This window comes from Flavobacterium taihuense, from assembly GCF_019351435.1.
Taxonomy (GTDB): Bacteria; Bacteroidota; Bacteroidia; order Flavobacteriales; family Flavobacteriaceae; genus Flavobacterium; species Flavobacterium taihuense.
This window is the reverse complement of sequence record NZ_JAHWYN010000002.1, coordinates 158,543-172,468: the sequence shown is the minus strand read 5'-3', so window position 1 is coordinate 172,468 and position 13,926 is coordinate 158,543. Positions and strand designations below refer to the sequence as shown.

Here is a 13,926-nt window from a genome sequence, read left to right as displayed (position 1 = left end):
AAAAACTGGACCTTTTGCAGGCGAATCTAGCTAATAGATAAAATTTTGGAATGAAAAAAATAATTATTTTAACTTTCTATTTTGGTAAATCACCGTGGTATTTAGACTATTTTATACAGTCGTGTGTGGATAATAAAGATGTAGATTTTATTTTCTTTACTGACATTCAGGGTATTAAATTTATCGGAAATAATATTCAAATTATTACTATAGGTTTTGAAGAATTCAGCAGAACAATTAGTAATTATTTTAGTTTCGAACTGAATATACGACATCCAATTAAACTTTGCGATATCAGACCCTCCTTTGGAGAAGTATTTCAGGACTTGATCCAGGATTATGATTTTTGGGGGTATTGTGATGTTGATGTTATTTTTGGTAGAATCCGCTATTTTCTGGATGATTCGGTTTTGGAGACCAATGATGTTATATTCACGAAACCAGATTATCCGAGTGGTTTTTTTGCCATATATAAAAACGAGAAATATATAAATGCATTATATAGAAGTAGTCAGGATTATATTAAAGTATTTCAAGATGAAAAATTACTTTTATTTGATGAATGTGGTGGTAATTACAGTCAGGTTTGTAGTGGGGTCAATATATTAGATACAAAATATGTTATTGACTCAATGCACCATATTTTGGAAAGAAATAAAGATTCTATCAATGTGTTGTATGAGTTTTATTCAATAGAAGGAACGCCCGGAAAAATTAAGTATGATAATGGTGTTTTAACTTATAAAAACGAATTTGAAGTGCTTTTATATCATTTAACAGCTATTAAAAATAATATCTTTTTTAAAAATAATAGTTTAAAAAAGAGAGAATTAAACTCCTATTTAATAGGTGAGTTTTCATTTTATAAAAATAATGGGATTTCAATATTTTATTATACTATCTACGAAAAGTTTGCTCCTCTGTTTAAAAGGATAGTACTAAAGATGGATTATTTAATTAGTGATAGATTAAATTACAGAAATACAAAAATACTTAAAGAAGGCGAGTATAAGTATATGGATTTAAGCCTGTTTGTATATTTTGAAAACGATAATCTGCATTTAAACTTTAAAGGAGAGATCGGATTTAAAATAGTGTTCTTAACTATTTTTAAAAACATTTTTTTTATACCTGAATTAAAGCAATATTTCATTGTACAAAATTTTAATACCAATCATTGTATTTCTTTAATCCTCCCCGATGGAAATTTAAAAAATTATACCCTATAAAAATGAAAATAATACAAAGTTTTTGGTCAGGAAACCAGAAGGATATAAATAATGGTTATGGCTGGTTTGAGCCAAAATACAATTGGACCAGTTGGATTTTAAGTTGTCATCAATTAGTAAAACATTATGAACAGGTAGAGCTTTATACAGACGATTTTGGATTTGAAATATTAATTAATAAACTTCAATTGCCTTATACAAAAGTTCATGTGGTCTTGAATGAATTGGATGTTTATCCAAAAGATTTATGGGCAATCGCAAAAATCAAAGTGTATTCTTTACAGAATGAACCATTCATTCATGTAGACGGAGATGTTTTTATTTGGGATAAATTTCCAGATGATCTAATTAACGCGAATTTAATAACTCAAAATCTAGAACAAACAACGGATTATTATAGAAGTATGTGGGGACAAATATCTCCTAAATTAAAGTATTTACCTGAGGAGTTGGTGCCTTTTCATAATGCAAAAACTAATTTGTGTGCCAACATGGGTATTATTGGAGGAAATGATTTGATTTTTATTAAGGAATTTGCAAAAAAAGCATTTGAATTCGTAAATAAAAATGTTAGCATAGCAAATGAAATCAATCTGTTTAATTTTAATATTTTTTTTGAACAGGTTCTTTTCTTCGAACTGTCAGTTTTAGAATGTAAAAAAGTGAGTTTTCTATTTGATGAAATATGGGATGATAACCTTTACGTTGGTTTTGGAGAATTTCATGATATACCTCATAAAAGAAATTATTTACATTTATTAGGTGATTTTAAGAGGAATTCCAATATCTGCAAGTCAATGGAGATATATACCATGAAACACTATCCCGATTATTATTCAAAATTGCTAAAAATGTTTGATACTGAAAATAATCATAATGTTAGGGGTGATTATTTAAGTTCGACGCATGTAAATGAATTATTGGTTGAATTTGACAATGAAATTAGCAGGAATGATTTTGCAAAAGAAAAATTTTTATTAAAAAGAGATCTCAATAATGTTGGATTAACTAATTTATTAGATACTTTTTTTAGACAGAATCAAAATTTTTGGATAACCAAACTTATAGGTTTCCAGATATCAATGTCAAAAAAAGATGAAATGGATATTGCATTTTTAGAAATAGAAGAAATGAATAGTTTGCCAAGAGTCTATGAAATAGATGAAGTTGACGAAATTCTTATTAGTGAATTAATTAATCCGGTTGAATATTTTGATCTTGTAAAAAAAATGGAATCTTATCTGGAAGAGGAGGATGATCAAGAATCAAGAACAGAGTTATTGGAAGTGATGAACAATAAGATAGAAAATTACATCAAATTAAAAATAATAAGTATTTATAACTAACTTGAAAAAATTTCCAAACTATATTCAAGCCGACAGCAAAGATTGCGGAGCAACTTGTATTAAAATAATAGCCAAGTATTATGGCAAAATAATAAATATCCAAGAACTACGTGATTATAGTGAAACGAATCGGGATGGTAGCAATTTATTATTGTTAAGTGATGCCGCTGAGAAAATAGGCTTTAGAACATTGGGTATTAAAGCAAATTGTATAAAGCTTGAAGAGGTTCCGCTTCCTTGTATTTTACACTGGAACAAAATGCATTTTGTGGTACTTTATAAAATAAAAAACAACAAATATTTTGTTTCTGACCCTGCTTTTGGATTACTTGAATATGATGAAAGTCAATTTCGTAAGATATGGATTGGTAATAATGCCAATGAAAATACAGAAGAAGGAATTGCTTTATTATTGGAACCTACTCCAAAATTCTATCATAATGAGTTTGAAAAAGAAGAGAATAATCGATTTGGTTTTTCGCTTTTAGCCCAATACATTTTGCCTTATAAATCCTTTATAACACAATTAATCATTGGGTTATTTGCTGGTAGTGTTTTGCAGCTTATTTTTCCTTTTTTGACGCAAAGTATCGTAGATGTTGGGATACAAAACAGGAACATCCATTTTATCTATTTAATTCTTTTTGCGCAATTGTTTTTGTTTTTTGGAAAAACAGCATTAGAATTAATACGGAGTTGGATTTTATTACATCTTTCGGCTCGTATCAACATTTCATTAATTTCGGATTTCTTTATCAAATTAATGAACTTGCCTATTTCGTTTTTTGATGTGCGAATGACAGGTGACATTATGCAGCGCATTAACGATCATCACCGTATTGAGCGTATTTTGACTACATCATCGCTCAATGTTTTGTTTTCATTAATCAATATGGTTATTATGGGAGGGGTTTTGGCCTATTATAATATCCAGATTTTTGTGGTTTTCTTTTTTGGAAGTTTCCTTTATTTTCTTTGGGTAATTCTTTTTTTGAAACGCAGAGAGAAACTCGATTACAAACGGTTTACGGAGACGAGTCAAGAGCAAAGCAAAGTAATTGAACTTATCAATGGAATGCAGGAAATTAAATTACACAATGCCGAGAAACAAAAACGTTGGGGCTGGGAGTACGTACAGGCACGACTATTCAAAGTTTCTATGAAAGGATTGGTGTTAGAACAAACCCAAACGGTAGGGTCTAATTTCATCAATGAACTAAAGAATATAATCATTATTTTCCTTTCGGCAAAATTAGTTATCGATGGAGAAATAACTCTAGGGATGATGATGGCCATAAGCAGTATTGTGGGAAGTTTGAATGGACCAATTGTTCAATTAATCATTTTTATTCGGGAAGTACAAGATGCAAAAATATCACTAGCCCGTTTGTCTGAAATCCATGAAAAGGAAGATGAAACACAACAAGAAGCACATCAAACACATGATATTCCCAAAGATTGTGATATTGTCATCAACGATTTGTCCTTTCGTTATATTGGTTCGGCTATTCCTGTCCTCACAAATTTAAATTTAACAATTCCAGCTCATAAAATAACTGCTATTGTGGGAACCAGCGGAAGTGGAAAGACCACTTTAATGAAATTATTATTGAAGTTTTACGAACCCAATGGAGGGAACATTAACCTCAATACCAACTCCTCATCCAATGAAAAGGAGATTAAAATTGATTTAGGAAATCTATCTCAAAAAACTTGGAGATCCAATATAGGAGCAGTAATGCAGGAAGGTTTTATTTTTAATGATACCATAGCCAATAATATTGCTATTGGGGTCGACTCAATTGATAAAAAGAGGTTGATTTATGCTGCTGATGTAGCAAATATTACCGAATATATCAATGGCTTGCCTTTGGGTTATAATACAAAAATAGGAATGGAAGGCGTAGGAATGAGTACTGGACAAAAACAGCGATTGCTTATTGCCAGAGCTGTCTATAAAAACCCGGAAATGTTATTTTTTGATGAAGCCACATCGGCATTAGATGCTAATAATGAAAAGACGATAATGGAAAAATTAGACATTTTCTTTAAGAATAAAACTGTTGTTGTTATTGCCCACCGATTAAGTACCGTTATGAATGCAGACCAAATTGTAGTTCTTGAAAAAGGCAAAATCATTGAAATAGGCAATCATCAAGAATTAGTAAAACAAAAAGGTAGTTATTATGAATTGGTTCGAAACCAGTTGCAGTTAGGGAGTTAGAATTTCATATTTAATAAATAGAATAATGCCAGACGAAAAAGAAATAGAATTGAGAAGCGAAGAAGTTCAAGAGATACTTACTCGAATTCCGAGTTGGATGATTCGTTGGGGCACGATTGTTGTCTCTATGATTATCTTTATGTTGCTTTTTGCCACCTGGTTTATCAAATACCCAGATATTGTTTCGGCTCCAATTTTGATAACGACCAATATTCCTCCAGAAAAAGTAATAGCGAAAACTACTGGTAAGATTGAAACTATTTTGGTTCAGGACAAAGCAATCGTATTGGAAAATACCCCTCTTGCGATTATTCAAAATACAGCCAATTATCGAGATGTTTTTTTATTGAAAAAAATGTTGGAATCGCATGCCAATGGAACTAATTTCGATTTTAAACAATTGGAAAATGTTCAACTTGGAGATATCGAAAGTGCATATTCAGGGTTTCATGCCGCTTATATTGCCAATGAATTAAACGATGATTTACAACCGTATAAGGTAGAAGGAAATGCTCAAAATTCAGAAAGTATTCAAATTGAGGCTCGCTTGGCTATTTTACAACAACAAAAAAGTTTGAATGAAAGCGAACTTTTATTGCAGAAAAGTGATGTAAACCGTTATGAGACCTTATTTAATAAAGGAGTAATTTCGACTCAGGATTTTGAGAATAAAAAACTAAGTTATCTTCAAGCGGAAAAAAGTTATAGAAGTTTGTTGAGCACTATTTCGCAATTGAAATCGGCTTTGATTGACAATTCTAAAAATAGTAAAAGCACTAAAATTAACGGCACCAAGGAAGAAACTAATTTGGAAAGCAATAAAATTCAAGCTTTTTACCAATTAAAGAAAGTAATAAAAGATTGGGAATTAGCATATGTATTGCAATCTTCTGTTACGGGAAAAGTATCTTTTTTACAAATCTGGACTGCCAATCAAACGATTACTGCTGGGGATGCTATTTTTGCAGTAATTCCAACATTGGAAAAGGGATACATTGGAAAATTGAAAGCTCCAGCTCTCAATTCTGGAAAAATACAAGTAGGTCAAGAAGTAAATATTCGATTGACTAATTTTCCTGATAGTCAATACGGAATGTTGAATGGTAAAATCAAGAATATTTCATTGACCCCCGATAAAGACGGGAATTTATGGATTGATGTAGTTTTGCCCAAAAAACTGGAAACTTCTTATCATAAAACAATTCCATTTCAACAAGAAATGTCTGGAAGTGCTGAAATTGTTACGGAAGATTTAAGGTTGACAGAACGATTGTTATATCAGTTTCGGGATGTTTTTAGAAGATGATACCTTTATACAACCTCAACATTGGAATTTGGATTAAAATTTTTAGCTGCAAATTTGTCTCTTAAAATCATCATATCCTCACCAACCTTTTTATCAAGTATCTTAGCATAGTGCTGCGTAGTTTTTAAATTTTTATGCCCTAGCATTTTACTTACACTTTCTATTGGAACACCATTTGTAAGCGTTACCGTAGTTGCAAAAGTATGTCGAGCAATGTGGAAAGTTAATTCTTTTTCAATCTCACAAACGGTCGCTATTTCCTTTAAATAGGCATTCATTCTTTGATTGCTTAAAATTGGGAGCAATTTTTCTTGATTATTGCTCTGTGGATGATTTTCGTATTTGTCAATAATCATTTGCGTTACTGGAAGGATTGGAATTTTAGAAGCACTCTCTGTTTTCTGACGATGCGTAAAGATCCATTTCTGTCCGTCAATTCCAAGGCTTATATGCGACTTTGTTAAGTTTTTGACATCAACGTATGCCAAACCCGTAAAACAGCTAAAAATAAAGATATCACGCACTAGTGATAGTCGTTCTATTTTAAAATCTTTATTGATAATATTTTGAATTTCCTCTTCGGATAAATAGACGCGTTCCACTTCTTTTACTTTCGATTTGTAATTAGCAAAAGGATTTTTAGTTATCCATTCATTGGCCAAACATATTTTGATTATTTTATTAAAGTTTTTAAGATATTTAACAGTTGTATTGTTCGCGCAATTCCGGACACTTCTTAACCAAAATTCGTAATCGGTTACAAATGCGTGATCTATTTTGGTTATTTCAATATCGGTCACTTTAAATTTCCATTGCAGAAATTCTATTGTGTGGCTTAACGATGTCTTATAACGTTCTAATGTTCCTAGTGCATATTCTTTGCCAACCAATTCTTTTATTTTGTTGTTGTGATCTTGAAAGATTGGAATGAGCATTCGTTTAGTTTCGTTATCACCCAACAGTTCGTTTTTCAAATTTTCAGATGTAACTTTTATGTCTTTTTTGAATAACTTTTTTTCAGCTTCCAGAACTTGGTTTTTTAAATAATCAAGATGATTATTTATTGTTCTAGCTTCTTCATTTGTCCCCTTAACTTTAGAGCCTTCCCTAGACCATCTATTGGGATTTATATATTTATTGGTACTGAACTCAAAACGTTTGGATTGAATTGTAACTCTGACATAAATTGGGCAGATACCTTCATTGTTGGCTTTTGATCTCTTAATATAAAAGAGAACGGATACTATAGTGTTCATAAGTGGTAACCTTTTAGTTATTATTAAATTTAAAATTTCTAATAATTACAAACAAGATGTACATATTTTGAATATGTATTGAACTCCTTGTTGTACTGGTGACTTCCTGTGAGAGGTGTCACTTAAATTTTTATAATTTAGTGACACCTCGAAAGACACCAAAACTTTGAGATTAATTGAATAATTTGATTATCCTAGAAACGAAAAAACCCACTAAATCCTTGAATTTAGTGGGTTTTGTATTCCTTTGTTTTTATTCTGGCAGAGAGGAAGGGATTCGAACCCTCGATACAGTTACCCATATACTAGCTTTCCAGGCTAGCTCCTTCAACCACTCGGACACCTCTCTATTTTATTTTGGTCTGCAAAGAACACTAAAAAAAATGAATTTTGAAAGGAAAAATTCAAATTATTGCATTTCTCCTCTTAATGAAGTTTCGAAGACACTTTTGAAATCTTCTTGTGCAATATTTTGCCCCAATAAATACATTAATTTGGTGATTGCAGCTTCGGTTGTGATGTCTTTCCCAGAAATAATCCCCAGTTTTTTCATCGTGGTACTTGTTTCATAATGTCCCATACTCACGCTTCCTATTGAACATTGCGTAACATTTACAATGAGTAACCCTCTAAATATTGCTTTTTGCAAAAGTGTCAAAAACCACTCTTCGGTTGGTGCATTTCCTGCTCCATAAGTTTCGAGTACAATCCCTTTCAGGTTTTCAATATTCAGAATGGCAGAAAGAACGGCTTCACTTATTCCTGGAAACATTTTGATGATGGTTACATTATTGTCTAAGCGAGTATGAACTTTTAACGTATCACTACCCTTTGCAGGTAAAAACAATTGTGAATTTATTTTTAAATGCACCCCAGACTCAACCAAGAAAGGATAATTGGGAGAAATAAAGGCTCTAAAATGTTCCGCATTTATCTTGGTAGTTCTATTACCGCGGTATAATTTGTATTCAAAATAAAGGCAAACTTCTTGGATTAAAGGTTGATCATTTTCCTGCAAAGAAGCAATTTGAATCGCCGTGATTAAATTTTCTTTGGCATCGGTTCTCAAATCTCCAATGGGTAATTGGGATCCTGTAAATATCACAGGTTTCGAAAGGTTTTCAAGCATGAAACTCAAAGCGGATGCCGAATACGACATGGTATCCGAACCATGAAGTACAACAAAACCATCAAAATTTGAGTAATTTATTTCGATAGCACGAGCCATTTCTGCCCAATGTTTGGGATTCATATTCGACGAATCGATAGGTTTTTCGAAAGAAAAAGTATCTATCTCACAATCCAATAATTTTAACTCGGGAATATTATGAAGAAGTTTGTTGAAATTGAAAGCTTTGAGAGCTCCAGTTTCAAAATCCTTAAGCATACCAATGGTACCACCGGTATAAATCAATAGAATTTTAGGCTTAGAGTTCATCAACATACTTCAATTTATTGACAACGGGATTGGCATACATATCCAAAAATCCTTGTTTGGCAATAGGATGTTCGTGATCTATTCGCATCTCTAATCGTCGCTCAAAAAGCAACTTTTCATTTTCGGTATACAAATGAGCAAATCGATTTGAACAATTCAAAATATCGTAAGCAATAAAATTAGTTGTCCACAATTTGTAATTACTCAAAATGGAGTCGTCAATTACCTGTGCCAGAGCTTGTACTTGTTTGTTCGTTGTATCAACGTTCCTTTTAATCTCATCGATTTCAGCATCGAGAACATCTCCTACATGAATGTGTATTCTTTTCTTTTGTCCAATAATGCCACTCAACAGAGTCTTGAAATCTTCGTTTTTTTCTTTCTTATAAATTTCATTATTTGCTTCCGCCAATAGTTGAGGCATTTTTAAAGCATCTGTAGGATCATATTCGTAGGAGATAGATACCGGAACGATTTTAATTTTCTTAAAGTAATCCATTATATTAGACTCATCAGACCCCATAGCAATCATCTTCAAAACCCCTGGATTAGTTTCGTCATTTCCGTCTTTGGTTCTTCCCTCGCGTTGTGCGATCCAAACCGAACGATTTTCATGCAACAACAGCTGCGCCATGTATTCAGATAACAATTTCGAACTTACTAACAATTCCCTTGGAGATAGTCCGCGTTGCACTAAAAAATTTCTATTGAGCTTTGCTAATGTTTTCAAAAATGACTTTTTTACTAAATTATCACCAATAGCCGACGAAGTCATGTCCAAACCATGTTCAAACAAAGAAGAATTCAATAAGGTAGTGTCCAAAACAATATCCCTATGATTTGAAATAAAAAGATAAGCCGTGTTTTTTTCTAACTTCTCAAAGCCTGAAGTGGTTAACCCTTCCGAGCTTTTCTCCAATACCTGTTGCACTCCATAATAAATAAAGTTGCATTGAAAATCACGAATTGAATGCGTTTTGCGAAGCTGTTCTTTCCAAATTTCATCATCTACTCCTGGAAAACAAAAGTTCATTAAAGCTTTCATCATCGGATGATCTATAACTTTTATTATCCCTTCGTTTATTTCGGAATCATAAAAAGACCGAATCGCATCAAATTTATTCATTTTGGTTTTCAATTTAGTTGGACAAAAGAACAAAAAAAATATTAAAGTTACAGAAAATCGATATTAAATACCGAAAATTTTTGCAGAATTATCGGTTGTTATCGCTGCTATCTCATTGACTGCAAGACCATAAATTTGCGATAATTTATCGGCAACATTTATCAAATAGCTGCTTTCGTTGCGTTTGCCACGATACGGAATTGGAGACAAATAAGGAGAATCCGTTTCCAGAACAATATGTTTTAAATCTATTTTATCTAAAAATTGATCTATTTTTCCGTTTTTAAAGGTGACCACTCCGCCTATTCCCAACTTCATATTATAGGATATCGCCTGTAAAGCCTGTTCATACGTTCCCGAAAAACAATGAAAAATCCCAAACAATTCTGGAGATTTTTCTTCTTCCAGAATTTCGAATATTTCGTCGAATGCCTCACGGCAATGGATCACAATGGGAAGTTTGTATTGTTTCGCCAACTGAATTTGTTTTCTGAAAACAATTTGCTGTTCTGCCAAATGGGTTTTATCCCAATACAAATCAATCCCTATTTCACCAATAGCGACAAACTTTCTTTTCGCCAATTCAGTTTCAACATGCTGCAATTCCTCGAGATAATTATCCTTGACATAAGTAGGATGCAGACCCATCATCAAGAACACATTATCAGGATAATCTCGTTCCAAATCATACATGCTCTGCGTACAGGTAGAATCTATCGCAGGGACAAAAAAGCGTGTGACTCCATTATCAATGGCGCGTTGCATCATTTCGCTTCGGTCCAAATCAAATTCTTCTGAATATAAATGAGTATGGGTATCGGTAAGTATTGTTTTTGTTTCCAAGAGTAAAGTTTAATGCCGCAAAATTACTCGAAAAAACGGGCTTTACCAAAAATGGAGTTACGCAAAAATCATTTCCCAAAGATTCCCAAAGAAAAAAAGATTCGCAAAGAATTTAATATCTCAGTGAATCTTTAAAAATAAACTTTATGAATCTTCGTGTAATCCTCTGCGAATCTTCGCGAAAGAACCGTTACGAAATATCAATCCAAATCATTCAGCAAAGCATCAACCTGATCATTTCCTTCATAATCCTCAGGAATCATCAGCAAGAGTTCCTTGCATGCTTTGTAATCTTTTTGCTTTAATTTACTCAAAGCCAAACTCCAAATCGCCTTATTTTTATAAATGGAATTCCCCTTCTCTAAACTTGTAAAAACCACTTCGGCTTCTGGTAATTTATTTTCCTCCAGTAATGCCACTCCATAAAAATACTGAATCTCTGCACTTTTATCTGCTTCCAAAATAGTTTCAAAAAGCGAAATCGCCTCTTTATATCTTTTCGCATTAAAAGCGTCCTGCGCCAATTTTAAATTAGCATCTGCATCCCCTCGTTCCGTAAAAAACACCATTTCAGGCTGATTGTAATCCTCAAACGTTGGATTCGAATTCTGATTCAAAAAGAACAATCCAAACAAAACTGCAACCGATGCTGCCACCGCATAATACCATGGTTTCAACGCTATCACCTTAGGTTTGGGCTTTCTAAAATGTTCCTTAGAAATACCTTTCAAATTCTTTTTGAAAGCGTTTAATTCATCGGCTTGCCCAAATTTATTTTTTAAATGCAGCTGCAATTCTTTATAGGTTTCAAAAGCCATAGCTAAATCAGGCTGCTCCTCCAATTGTTGTTCAAAAGCTAATTTATCGGCAACGGCCATTTCATCTTGAAGATATTCATCAAATTCCAAAAAGTGTTCCTCGTTCATGGCTAGGTATTTTTTATAGATTTAAAGCGATTGGTTTCTTGAATCCACTGTGTCAATTGACCAATGCAAAGCGATTTTTTCTTGCGGACATAACCGTATGTTACCGCCAGTTTTTCGGCAACTTCCTCCATCGATGATAGCGCAAAACTCAGTTTCAGCAACTCTTGACACTTCTCCCCTAGTTTTTGAAACATCGCATCATACAGTTGTTGCTTCTTGTCAAAATGCTCCGTTTGCAAAACCATCTCATCTGCAGATTCATGTATAGATGTCAACTCTTCCTTAATTGTTACCCCTTTATTCGAATGTTTTTTCAACTCATTGAGCCATTTACGTTTGCACAACAAAAAAAAGTATGCATCAAAGGGACACGTCAATCGAAGTTGTTCCGATTTCGCCTGATTAAAAAGCAAAATCATCACTTCCTGAATCACATCCTGCGCTTTATCTTCATCGCCCGAATTGTTCTTTATATAATGAACCACTTTTGGCACAAACTTCTTGTAAATAGCATGAATAATCGCGGAATCATTATTCGCCAATCCTTCAATATACATTTGATCAGGATGAACAGTCGTTGGAGTCATAAAAAAACTTTTTACCGAAAATACTAAAAAAAGAGAGAAAACCATTACCCGACCTCTTTTATAAATAACAATAACCCTTTGGGCGTAACCCCATTATGAAAAGAGGCCTACTTTATTTTGCGCGTATTCGGCCTCTTCTCATAATGCGGTCGGGCTATCCGTGCTACTTCGGTAGCTTACTGCTATCCCTTACGCGCACTACGTAAAACCAGATATTTATAATAAAATTAAAAACAGGGGTAACAATTATAAAACCAAGTTGATATAACTATATAAATCAATAATTAGAAAATTTAAAAACTTTTAGATTATGGGAAATTTAAAAAGAATAGGAATCACTTATATCAATAAACTATGGACATTAATTACTCGATGATAAAAAAAATCAAAAAAAGGGTAACAAATCAAAACTAAAGTTGATATAAGAATGAAATTAGAATTAAAAAAGAAATTTCAAAAACAAAGGTAACAATATCAAACCTTAATTGATATAGACAAAAAGAAACTATAATTAACAACCAGAATCTGAAACAACCTCTTGGACATTTCCAAGACAGATTTAAAACAAACTAGAAATCATGAACAGAAATTTAAAATCAATCGCTCTTTTATTTTTAGGAACAATTGCAATGGTAAGCTGTACAAACGACAACACTACCGATGACAATGAAATTCAAAATATTCCACCAACGGCCTCTGAATTGAAAGATGTAAGAACCGAAGCGCTAACTAAATTAAAACAAACATTCACCATCACAGAAGCTTCTGGATCAGTAACCTTAACTTCCGTGAAAGGGGTGAAATTAATAATCAACAGAGACTACCTTAGAAAAAATGGAGCCGCAGTGACCGGTGCTATCAACATCGAATATGTTGAATTATTTGACAAAGGACACATGCTGGCGGCCAACAAACCAACCATGGGATTAACAACAGATGGAAAGAAAAACCTACTGATTTCTGGCGGAGAATTCTACATCAAAGCAACCCAAGACGGAGTAGCACTTGAATCGTTAGCCACAATGACCCTTCTTGTCCCAGCAAGCTTAACCGGCGGTCTTGAAACAGGAATGCTGCTTTGGACAGGTAATTTAGAAGACCCAGAAAACTTAGTTTGGAAAAACGTTGCTGATGCGGCTGGCACCAATGGCGGAAAAGGCGGAGTACAAGGAGAAGGAAACAATTACTATGTTTCTTTTGGAAACTTTGGATGGACAAACGTAGATAAATTCTACAGTGATCCAAGACCAAAAACTACCATTCTTGCCGACGCTCCTGAAGGTTACGACAACACCAACAGTGCCATTTATCTATCTTACGATGGAGAAGGTCAAAACGCTCTAGCCAAACTAGACACATATACTGCCGCAGGATTATTCAGTGAGCACTACGGTCAAATTCCAATTGGATTGGCTTGTCACATAATTTTTGCCACCGAAGACAACGGACAATGGCGATGGGCAATCAAAGCAGTTACAGTCGCGGCAAATGATGTTTACACTTTCACATTAGCCGAAACAACAGTAGGCACCGAAGAACAATTAATAGCCGCAATCAATGCTATTCAATAAGTTACAAATTCAAATAAATAAAAAAAAGTGGTGATTTGCTCACCGCTTTTTTCTACATTTAAAAATAATTTGAA

11 protein-coding genes and 1 tRNA gene are annotated in these 13,926 nt (G+C 33.2%); 5 read left to right on the top strand and 7 right to left on the bottom strand.

Features of this window, described 5'->3' with window-relative positions; translation table 11 throughout:
* The first annotated feature begins 50 nt into the window (after positions 1-50).
* Genes KZH69_RS02385 through KZH69_RS02370 form a run of 4 tightly spaced genes read left to right on the top strand, consistent with a single transcriptional unit; the run spans position 51 to position 6,105 of the window.
* Entirely contained in the window at positions 51-1,229 is a 1,179-nt protein-coding gene (locus KZH69_RS02385; protein ID WP_219315861.1) for a DUF6625 family protein, read from the top strand.
* A gap of 2 nt (positions 1,230-1,231) precedes the next feature.
* The gene (locus KZH69_RS02380; protein WP_219315860.1) at positions 1,232-2,575 is read left to right on the top strand and encodes a DUF6734 family protein; all 1,344 of its coding nucleotides are present in this window, start codon (positions 1,232-1,234) and stop codon (positions 2,573-2,575) included.
* Between the two features lies 1 nt (position 2,576).
* Positions 2,577-4,799, top strand: coding sequence for a peptidase domain-containing ABC transporter (locus KZH69_RS02375; RefSeq protein ID WP_219315859.1), 2,223 nt, complete (start codon positions 2,577-2,579; stop codon positions 4,797-4,799).
* A 25-nt stretch (positions 4,800-4,824) separates the two neighbouring features.
* Positions 4,825-6,105, top strand: coding sequence for an HlyD family secretion protein (locus KZH69_RS02370; protein WP_219315858.1), 1,281 nt, complete (start codon positions 4,825-4,827; stop codon positions 6,103-6,105).
* A 5-nt stretch (positions 6,106-6,110) separates the two neighbouring features.
* On the opposite strand, the gene KZH69_RS02365 is transcribed toward KZH69_RS02370, so the two are convergent.
* From KZH69_RS02365 to KZH69_RS02335, 7 genes are all read right to left on the bottom strand, one after another.
* On the bottom strand, positions 6,111-7,361 hold the full coding sequence (locus KZH69_RS02365; RefSeq protein ID WP_219315857.1) for a site-specific integrase: 1,251 nt from the start codon (positions 7,359-7,361) through the stop codon (positions 6,111-6,113).
* Positions 7,362-7,620: 259 nt separating this feature from the next.
* Positions 7,621-7,710: transfer RNA gene (locus KZH69_RS02360), tRNA-Ser, on the bottom strand.
* A 60-nt stretch (positions 7,711-7,770) separates the two neighbouring features.
* Entirely contained in the window at positions 7,771-8,799 is a 1,029-nt protein-coding gene (locus tag KZH69_RS02355) for an asparaginase (RefSeq protein WP_219315856.1), read from the bottom strand.
* Positions 8,789-9,925 (bottom strand): 1-acyl-sn-glycerol-3-phosphate acyltransferase, encoded by a 1,137-nt coding sequence (locus KZH69_RS02350; RefSeq protein ID WP_219315855.1) that lies wholly within the window; start codon positions 9,923-9,925, stop codon positions 8,789-8,791. Before KZH69_RS02350 ends, KZH69_RS02355 begins: the two co-directional genes overlap by 11 nt.
* Before the next feature lie 63 nt (positions 9,926-9,988).
* Complete coding sequence (locus tag KZH69_RS02345; protein ID WP_219315854.1) at positions 9,989-10,768, bottom strand: TatD family hydrolase; 780 nt, start codon at positions 10,766-10,768, stop codon at positions 9,989-9,991.
* 200 nt (positions 10,769-10,968) lie between these two features.
* Positions 10,969-11,694: a tetratricopeptide repeat protein gene (locus KZH69_RS02340; protein ID WP_219315853.1), complete on the bottom strand. Its 726-nt coding sequence runs from the start codon at positions 11,692-11,694 to the stop codon at positions 10,969-10,971.
* 2 nt (positions 11,695-11,696) lie between these two features.
* The gene (locus tag KZH69_RS02335) at positions 11,697-12,281 is read right to left on the bottom strand and encodes an RNA polymerase sigma factor (RefSeq protein ID WP_219315852.1); all 585 of its coding nucleotides are present in this window, start codon (positions 12,279-12,281) and stop codon (positions 11,697-11,699) included.
* Between the two features lie 578 nt (positions 12,282-12,859).
* Here KZH69_RS02335 and KZH69_RS02330 point away from each other — a divergent pair.
* Entirely contained in the window at positions 12,860-13,852 is a 993-nt protein-coding gene (locus tag KZH69_RS02330) for a hypothetical protein (RefSeq protein WP_219315851.1), read from the top strand.
* Positions 13,853-13,926: the final 74 nt, after the last annotated feature.